This window comes from Actinomycetospora sp. CA-084318 (genome assembly GCF_050955885.1).
Lineage (GTDB): Bacteria > Actinomycetota > Actinomycetes > Mycobacteriales > Pseudonocardiaceae > Actinomycetospora.
This window is the reverse complement of record NZ_CP192098.1, coordinates 3,860,083-3,880,516: the sequence shown is the minus strand read 5'-3', so window position 1 is coordinate 3,880,516 and position 20,434 is coordinate 3,860,083. Positions and strand designations below refer to the sequence as shown.

Sequence of the window (20,434 nt, the reverse complement as noted above, 5' to 3'; positions counted from 1 at the left end):
TGACTGTCGGGGGGTCGGGTTAGCCTCGTGTCATGGCGTTCGCGACCGAGGTCCCCGGTGCCGCCCGTGACCAGCACGAGCACGGGCAGGGCACGCTGCTCGACAACCCGGAGGGGCTGCCCGACGACGCCCTGGCGGAGTCGGAGTTCCGGCCGATCGGGGAGATCGAGCGCACCGGGGTGCCGTTCGAGGTCGTCAGCCCGTACCAGCCCGCGGGCGACCAGCCGGCCGCGATCGACGAGCTGGAGCGCCGGGTCCGGGGCGGGGAGCACGACATCGTGCTGCTGGGCGCCACCGGTACCGGCAAGTCGGCGACCACGGCGTGGCTGATCGAGCGGGTCCAGCGGCCGACGCTCGTCATGGCGCCGAACAAGACGCTGGCGGCGCAGCTGGCCAACGAGCTGCGGGAGCTGCTGCCGAACAACGCGGTCGAGTACTTCGTCTCGTACTACGACTACTACCAGCCCGAGGCGTACATCGCGCAGACCGACACCTACATCGAGAAGGACTCCTCGATCAACGAGGACGTCGAGCGGCTGCGCCACTCGGCGACGTCGAACCTGCTGCTGCGCCGTGACACCGTGGTGGTGGCGTCGGTGTCGTGCATCTACGGCCTGGGCACGCCGCAGTCCTACCTCGACCGCTCGGTGAAGCTCGAGGTCGGCGAGGAGATCGACCGGGACACCCTGCTCCGGGCGCTGGTCGACGTGCAGTACACGCGCAACGACATGTCCTTCGCCCGCGGCACGTTCCGGGTGCGCGGCGACACCGTGGAGATCATCCCGGCGTACGAGGAACTCGCGATCCGCATCGAGTTCTTCGGCGACGAGGTCGAGGCGCTGTACTACCTCAACCCGCTCACCGGCGACGTCGTGAACCAGGTGCAGGACGTCCGCATCTTCCCGGCCACGCACTACGTCGCCGGGCCGGAGCGCATGGAGCGGGCGATCAAGGCCATCGAGCAGGAGCTCGAGGAGCGCCTCGCGGAGCTCGAGAACCAGGGGAAGCTGCTCGAGGCGCAGCGGCTGCGCATGCGCACCAGCTACGACATCGAGATGATGCGCCAGGTCGGGTTCTGCTCCGGCATCGAGAACTACTCGCGGCACATCGACGGCCGCGGGCCGGGCACGGCGCCCGCCACGCTGATCGACTACTTCCCGAACGACTTCCTGCTCGTCATCGACGAGTCGCACGTGACGGTGCCGCAGATCGGCGGCATGTACGAGGGCGACATGTCCCGCAAGCGCAACCTCGTCGAGTACGGGTTCCGCCTGCCCAGCGCCACCGACAACCGGCCGCTCACGTGGGAGGAGTTCGCCGACCGCATCGGGCAGACCGTGTACCTGTCGGCGACGCCGGGCGACTACGAGATGCGCCAGGCCGGCGGGGAGTTCGTCGAGCAGGTCATCCGCCCGACGGGCCTCGTCGACCCCGAGGTGATCGTCAAGCCCACGAAGGGCCAGATCGACGACCTCGTGGGGGAGATCCGCACGCGGGTCGACAAGGACGAGCGCACCCTGGTCACCACGCTGACCAAGAAGATGGCCGAGGACCTCACCGACTACCTGCTCGAGCTCGGGATCAAGGTCCGGTACCTGCACTCCGAGGTCGACACGTTGCGCCGCGTCGAGCTGCTGCGTCAGCTGCGGGCGGGGGAGTACGACGTCCTCGTCGGCATCAACCTGCTGCGCGAGGGCCTCGACCTGCCCGAGGTGTCCCTGGTCGCGATCCTCGACGCGGACAAGGAGGGCTTCCTGCGCAGCGAGCGGTCGCTGATCCAGACGATCGGCCGCGCGGCCCGCAACGTGTCCGGCCAGGTGCACATGTACGCCGACAAGGTCACCGAGTCGATGCAGTACGCCATCGACGAGACCGCGCGGCGCCGCGAGAAGCAGATCGCCTACAACACCGAGCGCGGTGTCGACCCGCAGCCGCTGCGCAAGAACATCGCCGACATCCTCGACCGCGTCTACCGCGAGGCCGAGGACACCGAGGTCGAGATCGGTGGCTCCGGGCGCAACGCCTCCCGCGGACGCCGTGCCGCGGGCGAGGCGGGCGGTACGCGCGGGCACTCCGGCGTGGTCGAGCACCGCGACACCTCGGGCATGGCCCGCGCGGAGCTCGCCGACCTCATCCAGCAGCTGACCGACCAGATGATGTCCGCGGCCCGCGACCTGCAGTTCGAGCTGGCCGGACGCCTGCGCGACGAGATCGCCGACCTCAAGAAGGAGATGCGGGGGATGGACGCGGCCGGAGTGAAGTAGGCCGCGTCAGCCCAGCAGGGCGGCGGCCACGCGCAGGTCGGCGACGAAGCCCGCCCGCATCTCGTCGCCGTCCTGACCACGAGCGGGGTCGGCACGCAGGATCGCCGACGGGTGGATCGTGGGCACCAGCGTGGTGCCCTCCCACTCCCGGGCCTCGCCGCGCTCACTCGTGATCCGGAACGACGAGCCGAGCAGGGCCTTGCCCGCGGTCGCCCCGAGGGTGACGACGACGTGCGGGCGGACCAGCGCGAGCTCGCCGTCGAGCCACGGCCGGCAGGCACGGACGTGGCCGACCTTCGGCGTCTGGTGGATGCGCCGGTTCCCCTGGCGGCGGAACGAGAAGTGCTTCACCGCGTTCGTCACGTACGCGTCCTCGCGCGCGATCCCGGCCTCGACGAGGGCGCCGTCGAGCAGCTTCCCTGCGGGCCCGACGAAGGGGGAGAGCTGGCGGTCCTCCTGGTCGCCGGGCTGCTCGCCGACGAACATCATGCGGGCGGTGGTCGGGCCGGTGCCGAAGACCGTGCCGGTGGTGCCCTCGTACAGCTCGCAGGCGGTGCAGGCGGCGGCGCGTTCACGCAGGTCGTCGAGGGTGGGCGCGTCGGACACGGCGGCGGCCGGGTCGGGCGTCGACGACTCCGGCTCGGTGGAGAACAGGGGCTCGGTCACCGGCTGGGGGTGCCCGCCGCCACCTCCGGGCACCCGGCCCGTTCGCGAGATGTACACCAGGCAGCCCGGCGGGCCGCAGAACCTGCTTCATGTACACCTCACGCCGGCGGATGCCCGGGGCGCCGCCGCGAGGGGGACACCAGGCAGCCCGGCGGGCCGCAGAACCTGCTCTACGTACACCTCGCGGTGGGGGAGGAGTGCCGAGCGCTCAGTCCGTCCGGCAGGCCATGATCAACGACGACCGCAGGGTCCCGTCGGCGCGGCGGTAGTGCCGGTCGCGCAGGCCCTCCACCACGAACCCGGCCGCCGCGTACAGCGCGATCGCCCGGGTGTTGTCCGGCCACACCTCGAGGTCGACCTTGTGCGCCGCGCCGGCCCGGGCCCACTCCAGCGCCGCCTCCACCAGCGCCCGCCCACCCCCGCGTCCCCGGCCGGCCGCGACGATCGCCATGCCCAGCCCGAACACGCCGGGGGTGCGTGGCATCAGCGTCAGGTAGCCCAGCACCGCGCCGTCCTCGATCAGCACCCAGGCCGCGCCCGTGCCGGCGGCGATCAGCTCCCGGAACCCGTGCGCCCGGGCCTCGACGTCGACGGGCGGCTGCGCGCCGAGCGTGTCCTCCGGGGCCACCGTCGCGACCACGGCGGCCATCGACGCCGCGTCCCCCTCTGTCGCCCGCCGCAGCTCCACGGCGCCGAGCCTGCCCCACCGCGGCCGCCCCCGCCCTCGCGAACCTGTCAGCGGCGCCACACCCCGGTTATGCTGCGCGCCACAGGAGGTGCACGTGGTGGACGACGGCGTCTGCGCGGTGACGCGGAGTACCGACCTCCGGCAGCACGCGCGTCTGCTGCACCAGGCCCACGACGCGCGGCTGTCCGGGGGCCGCGTCACGACGGGCCTGCGCCGGGTCGTGTCCCGCTCGTGGGACCGGATGCTCGCCCTCGGCGTGACACCGGACGTGCGGTCGCTGCCCGACCCCGCCGCACCCGAGATCGTCGAGCGACGCCGCGCCGAGTCGCCCATCGCCGGCGTGCTGCCGCAGCTGCGGGCGAGCCTCACGGCGGTGGCCGAGGACGCCGAGCACATCATGGTCATCACGGCGGCCGACGGGTTCGTGCTGTGGCGCGAGGGCGCGAGCCGGGTCGCCCGGCTGGCCGAGGGTCTCGGGTTCTCGCCGGGCGCCGACTGGACCGAGGAGTCCGTCGGCACCAACGCCATCGGCACCGCGCTCGCCGAGCACGCCTCGGTACAGCTCTTCTCCGCCGAGCACTTCGCCCGCGCGCAGCACCCGTGGACGTGCACCGCGAGCCCGATCCACGACCCGCGGACCGGCGAGATGCTCGGCGTCGTCGACCTGTCCGGCCCGGCCCCGACCGTGCACCCGACGACGGTGGCGCTCGTGCACACCGCGGTGCGGCTCGCCGAGTCCGGCCTCTGGGCCCAGCACGAGCAGCGGCTCGACTCGCTGCGCGCCGTCGCCGCCCCGCTGCTCGCCCGGCGCAGCGGCCCCGCGCTCGTCGTGGACGACCACGGGTGGGTCGCCGGCGCCACCGGCCTGTCACCGCGCGACCGGGTCGGCGTGCCGAGGGCCGGCGAGGTCATGCTCGTGCACGGCCTCGGCCCCTGCCTGCCCGAGCCGGTGCCCGGCGGCTGGCTGCTCCACCCGACCAGCGCGCAGGAGAGCTCGACCCGCCTCCGACTCGACCTCACCGCCGACCCGCCGGTCGCGGTCGTCGAGGGGCGGGAGACGTGGCGACACACCCTGTCGCGGCGCCACCTGCAGATCCTCGCGCTGCTGATGCGGGCCGGGACGACCGGTCTCGACGCCGCCGCGCTCAGCCGGGCCCTCTACGACGACGCCGACCATCTGGTCACCGTGCGCGCGGAGCTCTCCCGCCTGCGCCGGGTGCTGGGCAACCTCGTCGTCGCGCGGCCCTACCGGATCGCCCCCGGCGTCGGGCTCGAGGTGCCCCCGCCCGACGTCATGGCCGGGCTGCTGGGGTCTGCAACACCGCTGCAACGCTTCCCGTGACCGGGGTCACTCCTCTGGGATGGACGCATCCCGAGCGAGGAGGAGCGTATGAAGGCTGCCCGCTTCCACGGACGCGGTGACGTCCGCGTCGAGGACATCCCCGAGCCGCACCCGGCCCCCGGCCAGATCCAGGTCGCCGTCGAGTGGTGCGGCATCTGCGGCACCGACCTGCACGAGTTCCTCGACGGTCCGATCTTCACGCCGACCCCGGACGCGCCCCACCCGCTGACCGGCGGCGCCGTGCCGGTGACCCTCGGGCACGAGTTCTCCGGCGTCGTCGCCGAGGTCGGCCAGGGCGTGACCGGCCTGCGGGAGGGCGACCGCGTCGTCGTCGAGCCCTACGACGTGTGCGGGACCTGCGTGGCCTGCCGCGACGGCCGGTACAACATCTGCCGCCAGCTCGGGTTCATCGGACTCGACGGCGACCAGGGCGGGTTCGCCGAGAAGATGGTCGTGGACGCGCGGTGGGCGCACTCCATCGAGGGCCTGTCCACCGAGCAGGGCGCGCTGGTCGAGCCGCTCGCCGTCGGCTACCACGCGGCCAAGCTCTCCGGTCTCCGGAGCGGGGGCACCGCGGCGGTGTTCGGGTCCGGGCCGATCGGGCTGGTGACGGCGGCCGCGTTGCGCGCCACGGGCGCGGGCCAGGTGATCGTCGTGGAGCCGGCCGAGGCCCGGAAGGCGAAGGCACCCGGGGCGGGCGCGGACCACGTGCTGGACCCGACCGAGGTCGACGTCCCCGAGGCCATCCGCGAGCTCACCGACGGTCGCGGCGCGGACGTCACCTTCGAGTGCGCGGGCATCGACCAGGTCCTCGCGAGCGCCGTCGCGTCGACCGCGCCCGGCGGGACCTGCGTGAACGTGTCGATCTGGGGCCACCCGGCGACCTTCGACGTCAACTCGCTGGTCTTCTCCGAGGTCACCCTCATCGGTTCCCTCGCCTACGCCAACCGGCACGCCGAGGTGATCGAGCTGATCCGCAGCGGCACCGTCGACGTCGAGCAGTTCATCACCGGCCGCATCGCCCTCGAGGACATCGTCGACCGGGGCTTCCGCGAGCTCATCGACCACAAGGAGTCCAACGTGAAGATCCTGGTGCACCCGTGAGCGCCCCGGGTACGAGAACCGCGGTCGTCACCGGCGCGGGACGCGGCATCGGGGAGGCGATCGCGCGCCGCCTCGCGCGCGACGGGTTCGCCGTGATGGTGTCCGACATCGACGCCTCGACCGCGCAGCGCACGGCCGACGCGATCACCGCCGACGGCGGCCGGGCGGCGTCGCACGCCACGGACGTCTCGGACCGCGACGCGTGCTTCGCGCTCGTGGCCGCCACCCGCGAGGAGTTCGGCGGGCTCGACGTCATGGTGTCCAACGCCGGCATCGCCCAGGTGAAGACGCTGCTGGAGGTCACGCCGGAGGACCTGCAGCGGATGCTCGCGGTCAACGTCGGCGGGGTGCTCTGGTGCCTCCAGGCGGCGGCGGAGACGATGATCGAGCAGGGCCGCGGTGGGAAGATCATCTCGGCGGCGTCGATCGCCGGGCACCAGGGATTCGACCACCTCGGGCACTACTCGGCGTCGAAGTTCGGCGTCCGGGCGCTCACCCAGGCCGCCGCGAAGGAACTGGCGCGCCACGGCATCACGGTGAACGCGTACTGCCCGGGCATCGTCGACACGACGATGTGGGAGGAGATCGACGCCGGGCTCGGCGGCTATCTCGGCACCGGCAAGGGGGAGGCGTTCGCGCAGTACTCCCAGCTCATCGCCCTCGGCCGGCCGCAGACCGCGCAGGACGTCGCCTCCTACGTCTCGTACCTGGCGAGCCCGGACGCGGACTACATGACCGGGCAGGCCGGGATCATCGACGGCGGCATCGTCATGAGCTGAGCGGTGACCTGACCGGGGTGGAACCGAAGGGGTCCGGCGTGTCCGGGCCCCTGCGGTTGCGTCCCGACGTGGCCTGAGTAACATCACCGTCATGATCGCGCGGGCAGAGGTAGTACCCCAGCGCGTCGGGTGAGCCAGGCTCCCGGCGCGCACACCACGGCGCGCCGCCGTGAGCCCCCGTGAAGACTCCCGAGACCTGGCTCGGATTCCACACCGCGGATCCAGCACGTCCAGGAGCATCCTCATGACCACTCTCGAGCCCGCCCGCATCCCCGCCGCCGACCTGGAGCGGGCCGTCAACGGCCCCGGTCGCCGCGCCTCCCGCCTGCCCCGGCCGTTCACCATGGTCACCACCGGCGGGATGACCGGCGTCATGGCGCTCGCCTCGTCGCTCTGCGAGCTCGGCTACCGGGTCCCGGACTTCGCCGTCGACGTCCACGAGGGCGTCTCCTGCACGAGCATCACGTGCACCGTCGCGCTCACCACCGACGAGTGCGCCGCGTTCGCCGACACCGTCCGCAACCTGCCGGGCGTCGAGTCGGTCGAGCCGTACTGAGCCGGTACCGCACAGCGACCGAGTAGCTGACGAGGCCTCCGCCCGCAGCGAAATCCGGTCGCGACCGCCCCGGCCCCGACCTAGCGTCGGGTCGATGCGCCCGCACACTTGACTCCCCGTCGCCCGCCGTCCCTACCCCGCGCCGGATCTCCGGCTCGACGACCCACCGACCGCGACCGGACTGCTCCGGGCCCTGCTGCGGGCCCGACCCGGCCTCGTCGTCGCGACCGTCGTGGTCGGCACCCTCTGGCTCGTGCCCGGGGCCCTCGTCCCGCTCGTCGCGGGCGCAGCCGTCGACGACGGGATCGCCGGCGGCGACACGACCGCGCTGGTGCGCGGTGCGGGCCTCGTCGTCGCCCTCGGCCTCGCCCAGATGGCCGCTGGTGCCGTCCTGGACTTCCTGTCCCACGGCATGTGGCTGCACGCTGCGTCGAGCACCCAGCGCCGTCTGACGAGCCACGTGCTCGGCCTCGGCGCCTCGTTGACCCCGCAGGCCGGCAGCGGCGACGTCACGGCCGTCACGACGTCCGACCTGAACAAGATCGGCAACCTGTTCGACACCGCCGGCCGGTTCGTCGGCTCCGTGGTGGCGTTCGGTGTCGTCGGCGCCGGCCTGCTCGCCCGCTCGCCCCTGCTCGGCGTGGTGGCGCTCGTCGGCGTCCCGCTCGCCGTCGTCGGGATCGGCCCCCTGCTGCGGCCGCTGCAGCGGCGGCGGGACGCCCAGCGCACCGAGCTCACCGCCGTGAACGCGCTCGCCGCCGACATCGTCGCCGGTCTGCGGATCCTGCGCGGCGTCGGGGGCGAGGCGCGATTCGCGGCCCGCTTCCGCGACGCGACCGCCCGGGTCCGCACCGCCGGGCTCGGGGTCGCCCGCAGCACCGCGTCCCTCGCGGCGGCCGAGGTGCTCCTCCCGGGCCTGGTCCTCGTCGTGATCACCTGGCTCGGGGCGCGCCTCGCCGTCGCGGGCGCGATCAGCCCCGGGGAGCTGGTGGCCGTGTACGGCGCGTCCGCCTTCCTCGTCGTCCCGGTGACGACCGCGACGGAGGCCGCCGCCTCGTTCGCCGCGGCCCGGGCGGGCGCGACGAAGGTCGCGCGCCTGCTCGCGCTGCGCCCGCTGCTCGCCGACCCGGGGGAGGACGCCGATCCGCTGCCCGCGGGTCCGCTCGCGGTGGCCGACCCGACGACGGGACTCGAGGTCCGCGCGGGCGAACTGACGGTCGTCGACGCCGGGGCCGACGCGTCCGCGGTCGCGGCCCGGCTGGCCCGTTTCGTCGACGGCGGGACGGTCGAGGGCCGCGGCACCGACACCGTCGCGGTCGCCGACCTGCGTCGCCGGGTGGTGCACGCCGGGCCGGAGGACCTGTGGTTCTCGGGCGTCCTGCGCGATGAGCTCGAGCCGCGCGGGGCGCTCACCGTCGCTGACGCGCTCGACGTCGCCGCCGCGACCGAGATCCTCGACGGGTTCCCGGACGGGCTCGACGAGGTCCTCGGCGAGCGCGGCCGCGAGGTGTCCGGCGGGCAGCGCCAGCGCCTCGCCCTGGCCCGCGCCCTGCTCACGGACGCGGACGTGCTCGTCCTGGAGGAACCGACCTCGGCCGTGGACGCCCACACCGAGGCCTGGATCGCGACGCGCGTCGCGGCCCGACGACGAGGCCGCACCACCGTCGTCCTCGCGCAGACCGCGCCGTGGCGGCACGTCGCCGACCGCACCGTCGACCTGACCCGCACCCTGGAGGGGAGCACCCCGTGACCGCCACCGTCCTCGGCTACGCCTCCGGGCGGGAGGCCCTGCGCTGGGCCGCGGCCGTTATCCGTGCCCGTCGACGCCGGTTCGTGACGGCGACGGGGCTCTTCCTGGCGGCCTCGGCCGCCGGTCTGGTCGGCCCGCAGCTGCTCGGCCGGATCGTCGACGAGGTCGCCGGTGGGGCCGGGTCGACGACCCGGATCGACGTGCTCGCGGCGATCTTCCTGGCCGCGCTCCTGGTGACGGCCTGGCTGCGCCGCGCGGCCCGGTGGCGGGCCGGGGCGCTGGGGGAGGACCTGCTGGCCGCCAACCGCACCCAGCTGGTCGACCGGGCGCTCGCGCTGCCGCTCGGCCAGGTGGAGGCGGTCGGCACCGGTGCGCTCCTCTCGCGCGCCACCACCGACCTCGACCGGGTCGACTCCGCGTTGCGCCAGGGCCTGCCCGAGATCGTCACGGCCGCCGTCACGGTGGTGCTGACGATCGTGGCGATGATCGTGACCTCGCCGCTGCTGGCGCTCGCGCTGCTCGTCGGGGTCCCGACGATCGTCCTCCCGACCCGGTGGCTCTGGCGTCGGCTGCCGCCCGCCCAGGCACGGATGCTGGACGCCTGGGCGCTGCTCGCGTCCCGCGCCCACGAGTCGACCGCCGGGGCGCGCACGCTCGACGCCCTCGGTCGCGTCCCGGCTCGGCGCCGAGGTGACCACGCGGCGCTCGACGGCGGGGTCGACCGCGAGCGGGACCTGCGCGCCCTCTACGTCCGGTGGACGCCGTGGCTGGAGATCTCGCACGCGCTGCCCCTCGCGGCGGTGCTGCTGCTCGGCGGCTGGGCGTACGCGGAGGGCCTGGCCTCGCTGGGCACCGTCACGACGATGGTCGTCTACACCCAGGCGCTCGCCACGCCGTTGGACACGGCGCTGTGGTGGGTCGAGGACCTGATGGTCGCGGCGACCGCGCTGCGCCGGGTGCTCGGCGTGCGGGTGCCCCCGCGGCCGGTCACTGCGCCGGTCGGGCCGCGGACGGGAGCGGGCCTGGAGGTCGAGGGGGTCCGCTTCGCCTACCGGCCCGACCGACCCGTGCTGCACGGGGTCGACCTGCGGGTCCCGCCCGGCGAGCGGTGGGCCGTGGTCGGCGGGTCCGGCGCCGGCAAGTCGACGCTGGCGCGGCTCATCGCCGGCATCTCCGTTCCCAGCAACTATCCGGCGGGGTCGGTCCGCATCAACGGGCGCGAGGTCACCTTCCTGGACGACGACACCCTGCGCTCGGAGGTGCTCCTGCTGACCCAGGAGCACCACGTCTTCACCGGCTCCGTGCGCGACAACCTGCTCCTGCCCGCCGGCGCCTTCACCGACGCGGACCTGCACCGGGCCCTCGGCGTCGTGGGCCTGGGGGAGTGGGCCGTCGGCCTCCCGGACGGCCTCGACACCGTGATCGGCGCGGGCGCCCGTCCCGTGCCCGCCCCGCTCGCGCAGCGGCTCGCACTGGCCCGCGTGGTGCTCGCCGATCCGGGCACGGTGGTGCTCGACGAGGCGACCTCGCTGCTCGACACGGTCTCGGCGCGGCGCGCCGAGCAGGCACTGGGCCGGGTGCTGGCCGGGCGCACGGTCGTCGCGATCGCGCACCGGCTGCACACCGCGGCGGCTGCCGACCGGGTCGTGGTGATGGCCGACGGCCGGATCGTCGAGCAGGGTCCGCCGGACGAGCTGCTCGCCGCGGGCGGCGAGTACGCCCGGCTGGTGGCGGCCGCGGCCTGAGCCGGCGCGTCAGGCCAGGAATCCGAGCACCTGGGCGACGACGAGGTCGGGGACCTCCTCGGGCAGGAAGTGGCCGGCCGGCAGCGCGGTGCCGCGGACGTCGTCGGCGTACTCCCGCCAGACCTCGAGCGGACGGTAGGCCTTCCCGACGATCGACTGCTCTCCCCAGAGCACCAGGGTGGGCCACCCGATGCGCTCCCCCGCCGCGGCCGAGGTGTCGTCGTCGACGAGGTCGGTCGTCGCGCCGGCCCGGTAGTCGGCGCAGGACGCGGCGATCGTCGCGGGGTCGGAGAAGCAGCGCACGTACTCGGCCATGACCTGCGGCTCGATGTGCGTGCCGGGGGCGAGCAGGCGCTCGATGGTCGCGCGGATCCACGACTCCGGGTCGAGGCCGATGAAGTGCTCGGGGATCCCGCCGCCGGTCGCCGTGAAGAACCAGTGGTAGTAGGCGGTGGCCACGGCGAGGTCGAGGTGGCGCAGGACGTGGCGGGTCGGCACCACGTCGAGGACGGCGAGGCGGCCGACGACCCCGGGGTGGTCGAGCACGAGGCGCTGGGCGACGCGGGCCCCGCGGTCGTGGGCGACGACGTCGAACCGGTCGAACCCGAGGGCCCGCATGACCCCGACCTGGTCGGCGGCCAGCGCCCGCTTGGCGTAGACGGTGTTCGCCTCGTCGGGGGCGGGCTTGTCGCTGTCGCCGTACCCACGCAGGTCCGTGGCGACCACGGTGTACCGCTCGGCGAGGCGGGGCAGGACGTGGCGCCACATGAGGTGGCTCTGCGGGTAGCCGTGCATGAGCAGCAGCGGTGTGCCCCGTCCGCCCACGACCGCCCGGATGCGGAGCCCGTCGACGTCGACGTCGTGTTCGGTGAACTCGCTCATCAGTCGGTCTCCTCGACGCGGACGCCCTGCGGGATGCCGTTGTAGCCCCAGTTCAGGGGCGGGACCTCGTGCAGCGCGACGTAGAAGACGCTCGCGAGCGGGCCGAGGATCCGGCCCAGCTCGGCGTGGGCGTGGGCGATGAACGCGGCCTTCTCCTCGTCGGTGTTGATGCCGTCGGAGAGCAGGACGTCGAGGTGGCCGCCCACGCCCTCGACCGGGGCGGCGCCGACGAACCAGGACCGTTCGGGCTGCAGGTCGACCGACATCACGGTGATGCGGGCGATCTTGCGCAGGTCCTGCGCGAGCAGGTCGGTGATCGTGCTCGCGAGCGTGTCGACGGTCTCCTGCGGGAGTTCGGGGCGGTTGAGGGTGAGGCGGACGAACGGCATCGGGGGCTCCCGGAGTTCGAAGTGGGCTGGCCAGACCAGTAGGTGCCGTCAGCAACTGGTCTGTCAAGCCCAGTTTTTGCTAGGGTCGGGACATGACCGAGGGGACGAGGCGGCTGACCGCGCGGGGAGCCGCGACCCGGGAGCGGATCGTCGGGGCCGCCGCCCGGCTGTTCTACGAGCGTGGCGTGCGGAACACCGGCAACGAGGACATCCGCCGCGAGGCCGAGGTCAGTGGGTCGCAGCTGAACCACTTCTTCGCCACCCGCGAGGACCTGGTCCGGGCCGTCCTCGACCGTCGGACCGCGGAGGCATCCGACCCCGAACGCATCCCGGGCCTCGGACGCCCCGCCACGCTCGCGGCCCTGCGGGAGTGGGCCGACGAGTACGTCGAGCACTGGCAGGACCGGCTGGCTGGATGCCGGGTGGGCTCGATCGCGGCGGAGACGCTGAAGAGCGGGTTCTCCCTCGACGACGAGGTCGCCGGCGCGTTCGAGCGCTGGCGGGCCGCGTTGGAGGCGGGCCTGCTCGCACTCCGGGACCACGGCGAGCTGGCGCCCGACACCGACGTCCGGGAGCTCAGCCTCGTCCTGCTGACCTCGCTGCAGGGCGGCCTGCTGCTCACCCAGGCGCAGCAGGACGTCGCGCCACTGCGGGCGGCGTTGGACGCGGCGGTGGCGTCCGTCGCGGCGCACGCCACCGCCGCGCCGGGCGCACACTGGAGTCATGGCTGACCAGGACCGCACCCGGTGGGGCGAGCGGAGCGACGGGGGAGGGCGTCGGGAGGACCCGGGTCCGGGCCCGCTCTTCGAGGACCTCCTCGGACGCCTGGTCGACCTCGATCTCGGCACGCTCTTCGGCGGGTTCGACGAGCCCGACCAGCGGGAGGACCCCCGCGAGCCGCGGCAGGAGCCGTCGTCGGGACCGCGCAGCCGGCGCACCCCCACCCTGGACCGGCACGGGCGCGACCTCACCGCCGACGCCCGGGCGGGCCGGCTCGACCCGGTGATCGGGCGCGACCGTGAGCTCTCCCAGGTCGTCGAGATCCTCGCGCGGCGCAGCAAGAACAACCCGGTGCTGCTGGGGGAGCCCGGCGTCGGGAAGACCGCGATCGTCGAGGCCCTGGCGAGCCGGATCGTGGCGGGCGAGGTGCCGGCGGCGATCCGGGACACCCGCGTGGTCACGGTCGACCTGGCGGGCATGGTGGCGGGCACCAAGTACCGCGGCGAGTTCGAGCAGCGGCTGACGGCGCTGGTGGCCGAGGCCTCGCACCCGGACACGATCCTGTTCGTCGACGAGCTGCACGCGATCGTCGGTGCGGGGTCGGCGCAGGAGTCGCCGATGGACGCGGCCGGCATCCTCAAGCCCGCCCTCGCCCGTGGCGAGCTGCGCCTCGTCGGGGCGACGACCACCGCGGAGTACCGCCGCCACGTCGAGCCGGACGCCGCGCTGGCCCGACGGTTCGCCGCGGTCGACGTCCCGGAGCCGACCCCCGCGCAGACGATCACGATCCTCGACGGGCTCGCGCCGGGCTACGAGGCGCACCACGGCGTCGTGCTGCCGCCCGCCACGCGCCGGGCCGCCGTGGAGCTGACAGCGCGGCACGTCCGCGACCGCTTCCTGCCCGACAAGGCGATCGACGCGATCGACCGGGCCGCCGCACGCGTGCGCACGCGCGAGCCGGAGGGCCGGCCGACGGTGACGACGCAGGACGTCGCCCAGGTCGTCGCCGACCTCACCGGCCTCCCGGTCGCCGACCTCACCGAGGACGACCGGTCCCGCCTGCTCGACCTCGACGCCCGGCTGCGTGCCCGCGTGGTGGGGCAGGATGGTGCGGTGGACACCGTCGTCGACACGGTGCTGGCGGGCCGCGCGGGGCTGGCCGACCCGGAGCGGCCGCACGGCGCCATGCTGTTCGTCGGGCCGACCGGGGTGGGCAAGACGGAGCTGGCCCGGGCCCTCGCCGACGCGCTCGGCACCGAGCTGGTGCGCTTCGACATGGCCGAGTTCGGCGAGGCGCACACCGTCTCGCGCCTGACGGGGGCGCCGCCCGGTTACGTGGGGCACGACCGCCCCGGCGAGCTGGCCGAGGCCGTCCGTCGTCACCCGGCGTCCGTCGTGCTGTTCGACGAGATCGAGAAGGCGCACGCCGACGTCGTCGCGGTGCTGCTCGGCGTGCTCGACGCGGGGCGGCTCACCGACTCCCACGGGCGCGCCGTGAGCTTCGCGGACACCGTGCTGATCATGACGTCGAACCTCGCCGCGGCCGAGCTGAAGGTCGTGGACGAGCCCGAGGAGGCCCGGGAACCCGTCATGCGGGTCCTGCGACGGTCGCTGCGCCCCGAGCTCCTCGGCCGGATCGACGACGTCGTGCTCTTCCGCCGCCTGACGCCCGACCTGCTGGCCCGCGTGGTCGGCCTGGCGCTCGACACGACGCGCGAGCGGCTCGCCGCGCAGGGCATCACGTTCACGGTCGAGCCCGCGGCCCTCGCCGCCCTCGCGGCCCGCGCCGACCCGGCGTCGGGGGCCCGTGGGTTGCGGCAGGTCGTGTCCCGCGAGGTGGAGCGCCCGCTCTCGCGCCGGATCGTGGCCGGCGCGGTGCGGGACGGCTCCGAGGTGGTCCTCGACGGCGAGCTGAGGCTCGAGGTGCGCTGAGGCGCCTGTGAGCACTTTCCGTCGCCGGAGCCACGGAAAGTGCTCACAGAGGCCGCACGCCTATTCCACCGTCACCGACTTCGCCAGGTTGCGGGGCTTGTCGATGTCGCGGCCGAGCGCCGCGGCGCAGTGGTAGGCGAAGAGCTGCAGCGGGACGCCGAGCAGGATCGGGTCGAGCTCCGGCTCCACCCGCGGCACCCGGATGACGGCGTCGGCGAGCCCGTCGGGCAGGTCGGCGTTGGTCACCGCGATGACTGGGCCGCCGCGGGCCTTGACCTGCTCGATCGTCGAGACGTTCTTGGCGACCAGCTCGTCGTCGGGCACGACGATCACGCACGGCATCGTCGCGTCGACCAGCGCCAGCGGCCCGTGCTTGAGCTCGGAGGCCGCGTAGGCCTCGGCGTGCACGTAGGAGATCTCCTTGAGCTTCTGCGCGCCCTCGCGGGCGACCGCGGAGCCCCGCACGCGCCCGAGGAAGAACATCGACCGGGCGTCGGCGTACCGCCGGGCCACGGCGGCGATCTCGTCCTCGGCGTCCAGCGCGGCGTCCACCGCGTCCGGCAGTCGCCGCAGGCCCTCGACGAGCCGCGTGCCGTGCGCCGCGGAGAGGTCCCGCACCCGGCCGAGCAGCAGCGCGAGCAGGGCGAACGACGTCGTCATCGAGCTGAACGCCTTGGTCGAGGCGACGCTGACCTCCGGGCCGGCGTGCAGGAACATGCCCGCCCCGCACTGCCGGGCGATCGCCGACCCGATGACGTTCACGCACCCGACCACCCGGCCGCCCTTGCGCTGCAGCTCCTCCACCGCGGCCAGGGTGTCGATGGTCTCGCCGGACTGGCTGACCGCGACGTAGAGCGTGTCCGGGTCGACCAACGGGTTGCGGTAGCGGAACTCGCTCGCCTGCTCGGCGTCGGCCGGCACACGGGCGAGCTCCTCGACCAGCGCCGCCCCCAGCTGGCCCGCGTAGTGCGCCGATCCGCACCCGAGGAACGTGACGCGCCGGATGCCGCGCAGCTCGCGGGGGTCGAGGTGCAACCCGTCGAGGCGCGAGGTGGCGAACCGGCTGTCCAGGCGCCCGGCCAGCACCCGGCGCAGGGCGGCGGGCTGTTCGTGGATCTCCTTGGACAGGAAGTCGGGGTGGCCGTCGAGGTCGTAGTCGTCGTCGCCGACCTCGACCGTGGTCGGCGGGCCGAGGCGCGAGCCTTCGTAGCCGGTCGCGGTGATCGTCGCGATCTCACCGTCCGCGAGGAACACGACCTGCCGCGTGTGCCGGACCAGCGCGGCCACGTCGCTGGCCACGAACATCTCGCCGTCACCCAGGCCGAGCACGATCGGGCTGCCGTTGCGGGCCACCACGAGCTCGTCGGGACGCCTCGCGTCGAGCACGACGAGGCCGTACGTCCCCTCGACCGTCCGCAGCGCCTCGCGAACCGCGGCCTCCAGCGAGTCCTGCTGCTCGACGGCCTGCGCGATGAGGTGGGGGAGGACCTCGGTGTCGGTGTCGCTGGCGAGCGTGATCCCGTCGGCGACGAGCTTCGCCCGGAGCTCCTCGGCGTTCTCGACGATGCCGTTGTGCACCACCGCGATCCGCCCGGCGGTGTCGGTGTGCGGGTGGGCGTTGCGCTCGCTCGGCTCGCCGTGGGTCGCCCACCGCGTGTGCGCGATGCCCGTCCGTCCCGACGACGCGTCCTGCCCCACCTTGGCCCGGAGGTCGTCCACCCGGCCGACCGCCTTCGTCGTCCGGAGCGCCTTGCGGTGGGCGACGGCGATGCCGGCGCTGTCGTACCCGCGGTACTCGAGCCGGGCGAGCCCGTCGACGAGGATGCGTGCCGCCGGTCGATTGCCGACGTACCCCACGATGCCGCACACGTTGCTGCCCCTCTAGCCGTAGACGATCCGTCGCAGCTGCCGCTCGCTGACCTCGCCGGCCTTGACGGGACGCACCGCGAGTTCCGATGCGATCACCGCCCAGATCTCGGCGTTGCGCCGGTCGCGGGCCTGCAGCTCCCGGTGCCGCCGCCGCACGTACTCCTCGGTGGTCTCCGAGAAGTAGGCGACGACGTCGGCCACCACGCGAGCGGCGACCGGCCCGGGCAGACCCGTCGACGCGGACACGTTCCGCACCAGTTCCGGGTCCACGGGTCAGGAGCCTGCCCGGCTTCGACGATTCAGGCCAGTGTCCTGCCCGCTATCGGGCAGAGTCGGGGCCGACGTAGCGGGCCGCCGGCCGGATGATGGTGGAGCTCCGGGTCTGCTCGAGCACGTGCGCGCACCAGCCGACGACCCGGCTGACCGCGAACGTCGGCGTGAACATCTCCGCCGGGATCCCGGCCAGCGACATCACCACGCCCGCCCAGAACTCCACGTTGACCCGCAGCTCCCGGCCCGGCCGGTGCTCCGCGAGCAGCGCCTCGGTGCGGTCCTGGGTCCGCGCGGCCAGGTCGACGAGCGGCCCGCCGATGGACTCGGCGACCTCCCGCAGCATGACCGCCCGCGGGTCGGCCGTCCGGTACACCGCGTGCCCGAACCCCATGACCCGGTCGCCCGCCGCGAGCTTCGCCCGCACGTAGGGCTCGATCCGGTCGGCGGTGCCGATCTCGTCCAGGGCCTCGAGCGCCCGGTCCGGGGCCCCGCCGTGCAGCGGTCCGACGAACGTCCCGATCGCCGCGACCACCGCCGAGGCGACGTCGGTGCCCGCCGACGCGGCCACGCGCGCGGTGAACGTCGACGCGTTGAAGCCGTGGTCGACGGTGAGGGTGAGGTAGCGCTCGACCGCGGCGGCGAGGACCGGGTCCGGCTCCACGCCGTGCAGCGCCCACAGCCACGCCGCCCCGCCGTGCAGGTCGTCCCGCGGCTCGACGGGGTCGAGGCCCTGCCGGCGTCGCCAGAGCGCGGCGAGGATCGTCGGGGTCACCGCGACCACGCGCAGCGCGTCCTCTCGACGACGGGCCGGGGTCGCGCCCCAGGTCGGTTCGAGCCCGTCGGCCTCCGCCAGCACGCAGAGGGCGGCGCGCAATCCGGCGAGCGCGTCGAACCAGGCGCCGGCCCCTGCCACCGTGGGCAGGACCGCGGCGACGGCGGGTGGGAGCGACCGGTGGACCGCGAGCTCCGCGCGCAGGCCCGCACCCCCGTCGTCGGGAAGGTCCCCGTCGAGGACGAGGGCGGCGGCCTCGTCGAACGAGACGGTGCGGGCGAGATCGACCGCGGAGCGCCCGCGGTAGTGGAAGGAGCCCTCCGCCCCGAGCACGTCGCCGATGGCGGTGTCGCTGACGACGACCCCGCGGAGCCCCGGGGGTACGTCGAGTGTGGATGTCATGGCGCGAACGCTCCGCCGTGCGATCAATGTCGTCAATCTTGATAGCGTCAACACGTGCGGACGTTGACGACCTCCGAGGCCGCCGCCCGGCTCGGGGTCAAGCCCGAGACCCTGTACGCCTACGTGAGCCGCGGGCTGCTCACCTCGACCCGGGGGACCGGGGGTCGGCCGAGCACGTTCGACGCCGACGAGGTGGACGCGCTGGTCGCGGGCCGCGGCCGCCGGCCGACCGGCGTCGCCGAGACCATCACGACCCGGCTCACGCTGGTCGAGCCCGACGACGTCGTCGTCCGCGGCCACCGCCTCGTCGACCTCGCGCGCACCGAGACCCCGGAGCGGATGGCCGCGCTGCTCTGGCTCGGCTCGCTCGACGCGCCGCTGCCCGAGGCCGTTCCCGACGAGGCCGTGGTCGCCGCCGTGCGCGGGCTCGTCGCGGGCATGCCCGGCGACCCCCGGCCGGTCGACCGGCTGCGGCTGGCGGTGGCCGCTCTCGCGCCGAGCGACCCGTGGCGCTTCGACCTCGACGCCGCCGCCACGAGCGGCCTGCGCTGCTGGCGCGGCATGACGGCGGCCCTCGGCGGGCTGTGGCCGGCGCTGTCCGACCGCCCCGAACCGCCGGACGTGCTGCGCACCGCCCTCGTGCTGCTCGCCGACCACGGCCTCGCCGCATCCACCCTGGCCGCCCGGGTCGCCGCCAGCGCGCGGGCCCACCCCTACGCCGTCGTCTCGGCCGGGCTCGGCGCGCTCGACGGGCCGGTGCACGGGACGGCGTCGACCGCGGCGTACCGGTTCCTCGCCGAGGCGCTCGACGACCCCGCCCGCGCCGTCGCCGACCGGTTGCGGGCGGGGGAGCGGCTGCCCGGGTTCGGGCACTCGATCTACGCCGAACGCGACCCGCGGGTGGCGGTGCTGCTCGGGGCGATCGCCGGGACCCGGGAGGCCGACCTCGTGGGCGCGCTCGCGGAGCAGGTCGCCGACCGCCCCGGCCTGTTCCCCAACGTCGACCTCGGCCTCGCCGCGGTGATGCACGCCCACGGCATGCGCCCCGACGCCGGAGAGGCGATCTTCGCCGTCGCCCGCACCGTCGGGTGGATCGCGCACGCGATCGAGCAGTACGCCGAGCCCGGGCTGCGGTTCCGGGTGACGGGGACCTACGTGGGCGAGCGGGCGGAATCCGACCTGTCACACCCGGCCCCCGGCGGGCGATGATTCACTCGACGGCGTGGGTCCCGGGAACTCCGACACTGACGAGGTACGCGTGGTGGCACAGGCGACATCGGCCGAGGACGACGCTGCGGATGAGCACCCGGCCGAGCCGACCCACCCCTACGTCGAGGCCCTGACCGGGCTGCCCGGTGTGGAGCACGTCGCCGTGGTCGACGTGTCCGGCCGGCGGGTCCTGGGGGAGTGGGGCGGCCCGGCGGGATCGGCGGACCCGCTGCTCGAGCGGGCCCGTGCGGCCGCCGACCGGACGGGTCGTCGTGAGCTCTCCGACGTCGAGTCGACCACGCCGTCGGCGATCCACCTCTCCCGCCTCGTGCTCGCGAACCCGGACCACCCGGAGTCGGTCTGGGTGGCGGTGCGCATCGACCGTGCCCAGGGGAACCTCGCGTGGTCGCGGGCGGCTCTCGCCGGGCTGGACCACCCCGCGGGCCTCCCACGGATCCCGGTCCCGCGTGCGGCGAGCGAGCGACCGGTCGCGACGCCGCCCGAGGTCGGTCCGGCCGTCCCCGCCCAGCGGGTGGTGCCTCCGCCGCCCGTACGTGCGTCGGGGCCGGTCCCGACCCCCGTCCCGCCGCCGCCCCCGGCGCCGCTCGCGGTGCCGCCGACGCGGGCTCACGTCACTCTCACCGCGCGGCCCGTCCCGCCACCGCCGGGCGCCCCGCAGGACGGCGCCGAGACCACGGAGACCGCGGTCCCGGAGGTGGCGACGACCGTCGAGCTGGCGGCGCCGGCCCTGCCCGAGCCTCCCGAGCCGGTCGCCCAGCCCGTCCGGGCGACCTCGTTCGCCCCGGTCATGGTCGTGGCGCCGCCGCCGGCGCCGGTCCCGGACGACGGAAGCTTCGAGGAGCCGGCGCCGATGCCCTACCCGGTCGTCTTCGCGCCCGACCCCACCGCCGACGGGCAGCCGGGTCCCCAGGTGGACGCCGAGGAGGTCCACCCGGAGCCGCAGGCCGCCCCGGTGTCCCCGGTGTCCCCGGTGGCCCCGGAGCCGGACCCGCAGGACGCCGACGAGCCGAGAGTGGTGCGACGGCTCATCCAGGGACTCCGTCGCCGCCCCTGAGACGCCCGGGGCGGTTC

At 74.6% G+C, this 20,434-nt stretch carries 18 protein-coding genes; 11 read left to right on the top strand and 7 right to left on the bottom strand.

The features are described 5' to 3' along the window. The first annotated feature begins 32 nt into the window (after positions 1–32). The gene (uvrB, locus tag ACQPYX_RS18930) at positions 33–2,264 is read left to right on the top strand and encodes an excinuclease ABC subunit UvrB (RefSeq protein WP_433798846.1); all 2,232 of its coding nucleotides are present in this window, start codon (positions 33–35) and stop codon (positions 2,262–2,264) included. Positions 2,265–2,270: 6 nt separating this feature from the next. On the opposite strand, the gene ACQPYX_RS18925 is transcribed toward uvrB, so the two are convergent. Further along, entirely contained in the window at positions 2,271–2,930 is a 660-nt protein-coding gene (locus tag ACQPYX_RS18925) for a UdgX family uracil-DNA binding protein (RefSeq protein ID WP_433798845.1), read from the bottom strand. 208 nt (positions 2,931–3,138) lie between these two features. Further along, entirely contained in the window at positions 3,139–3,618 is a 480-nt protein-coding gene (locus ACQPYX_RS18920; protein WP_433798844.1) for an N-acetyltransferase family protein, read from the bottom strand. A 97-nt stretch (positions 3,619–3,715) separates the two neighbouring features. Here ACQPYX_RS18920 and ACQPYX_RS18915 point away from each other — a divergent pair, with 97 nt between their 5' ends. The 6 genes from ACQPYX_RS18915 (at position 3,716) to ACQPYX_RS18890 (ending at position 10,894) form a co-directional block, all read left to right on the top strand. Continuing rightward, positions 3,716–4,960 (top strand): GAF domain-containing protein, encoded by a 1,245-nt coding sequence (locus ACQPYX_RS18915; protein ID WP_433798843.1) that lies wholly within the window; start codon positions 3,716–3,718, stop codon positions 4,958–4,960. A 48-nt stretch (positions 4,961–5,008) separates the two neighbouring features. Next, positions 5,009–6,064 carry a 2,3-butanediol dehydrogenase gene (locus ACQPYX_RS18910; protein ID WP_433798842.1) on the top strand — a complete coding sequence of 352 codons (1,056 nt, stop codon included), beginning with the start codon at positions 5,009–5,011 and terminating at the stop codon, positions 6,062–6,064. Continuing rightward, positions 6,061–6,843 (top strand): acetoin reductase, encoded by a 783-nt coding sequence (locus tag ACQPYX_RS18905; RefSeq protein WP_433798841.1) that lies wholly within the window; start codon positions 6,061–6,063, stop codon positions 6,841–6,843. The genes ACQPYX_RS18910 and ACQPYX_RS18905 overlap by 4 nt, the downstream gene beginning before the upstream one ends. 244 nt (positions 6,844–7,087) lie before the next feature. Next, positions 7,088–7,399 carry a hypothetical protein gene (locus tag ACQPYX_RS18900; protein WP_433798840.1) on the top strand — a complete coding sequence of 104 codons (312 nt, stop codon included), beginning with the start codon at positions 7,088–7,090 and terminating at the stop codon, positions 7,397–7,399. 253 nt (positions 7,400–7,652) lie between these two features. Next, the gene (locus tag ACQPYX_RS18895; RefSeq protein WP_433798839.1) at positions 7,653–9,149 is read left to right on the top strand and encodes an ABC transporter transmembrane domain-containing protein; all 1,497 of its coding nucleotides are present in this window, start codon (positions 7,653–7,655) and stop codon (positions 9,147–9,149) included. Then, complete coding sequence (locus ACQPYX_RS18890) at positions 9,146–10,894, top strand: ABC transporter ATP-binding protein (protein WP_433798838.1); 1,749 nt, start codon at positions 9,146–9,148, stop codon at positions 10,892–10,894. The genes ACQPYX_RS18895 and ACQPYX_RS18890 overlap by 4 nt, the downstream gene beginning before the upstream one ends. Before the next feature lie 9 nt (positions 10,895–10,903). Here ACQPYX_RS18890 and ACQPYX_RS18885 read toward each other — a convergent pair whose 3' ends face one another. Both ACQPYX_RS18885 and ACQPYX_RS18880 read right to left on the bottom strand, forming a co-directional pair. Beyond that, positions 10,904–11,776 carry an alpha/beta fold hydrolase gene (locus ACQPYX_RS18885; protein WP_433798837.1) on the bottom strand — a complete coding sequence of 291 codons (873 nt, stop codon included), beginning with the start codon at positions 11,774–11,776 and terminating at the stop codon, positions 10,904–10,906. After that, entirely contained in the window at positions 11,776–12,165 is a 390-nt protein-coding gene (locus ACQPYX_RS18880; RefSeq protein WP_433798836.1) for a tautomerase family protein, read from the bottom strand. Before ACQPYX_RS18880 ends, ACQPYX_RS18885 begins: the two co-directional genes overlap by 1 nt. A gap of 92 nt (positions 12,166–12,257) precedes the next feature. Between ACQPYX_RS18880 and ACQPYX_RS18875 the strand changes: the two genes are divergently transcribed. Further along, positions 12,258–12,896, top strand: a complete 639-nt coding sequence (locus tag ACQPYX_RS18875) for a TetR/AcrR family transcriptional regulator (protein ID WP_433798835.1) — start codon at positions 12,258–12,260, stop codon at positions 12,894–12,896. Beyond that, positions 12,889–14,817: an AAA family ATPase gene (locus ACQPYX_RS18870; RefSeq protein ID WP_433798834.1), complete on the top strand. Its 1,929-nt coding sequence runs from the start codon at positions 12,889–12,891 to the stop codon at positions 14,815–14,817. Before ACQPYX_RS18875 ends, ACQPYX_RS18870 begins: the two co-directional genes overlap by 8 nt. 60 nt (positions 14,818–14,877) lie before the next feature. Here ACQPYX_RS18870 and glmS read toward each other — a convergent pair whose 3' ends face one another. Genes glmS through ACQPYX_RS18855 form a run of 3 tightly spaced genes read right to left on the bottom strand, consistent with a single transcriptional unit; the run spans position 14,878 to position 18,133 of the window. Further along, on the bottom strand, positions 14,878–16,686 hold the full coding sequence (glmS, locus tag ACQPYX_RS18865; RefSeq protein WP_433798833.1) for a glutamine--fructose-6-phosphate transaminase (isomerizing): 1,809 nt from the start codon (positions 16,684–16,686) through the stop codon (positions 14,878–14,880). 12 nt (positions 16,687–16,698) lie between these two features. Then, positions 16,699–16,956: a hypothetical protein gene (locus tag ACQPYX_RS18860; RefSeq protein ID WP_433798832.1), complete on the bottom strand. Its 258-nt coding sequence runs from the start codon at positions 16,954–16,956 to the stop codon at positions 16,699–16,701. Between the two features lie 49 nt (positions 16,957–17,005). Next, on the bottom strand, positions 17,006–18,133 hold the full coding sequence (locus tag ACQPYX_RS18855) for a citrate/2-methylcitrate synthase (protein ID WP_433798831.1): 1,128 nt from the start codon (positions 18,131–18,133) through the stop codon (positions 17,006–17,008). Positions 18,134–18,187: 54 nt separating this feature from the next. Between ACQPYX_RS18855 and ACQPYX_RS18850 the strand changes: the two genes are divergently transcribed. Both ACQPYX_RS18850 and ACQPYX_RS18845 read left to right on the top strand, forming a co-directional pair. Beyond that, entirely contained in the window at positions 18,188–19,342 is a 1,155-nt protein-coding gene (locus ACQPYX_RS18850; protein ID WP_433798830.1) for a citrate/2-methylcitrate synthase, read from the top strand. Between the two features lie 52 nt (positions 19,343–19,394). Beyond that, a complete protein-coding gene (locus ACQPYX_RS18845) occupies positions 19,395–20,417 on the top strand; it encodes a hypothetical protein (protein ID WP_433798829.1) in 1,023 nt (340 codons plus the stop codon). Positions 20,418–20,434: the final 17 nt, after the last annotated feature.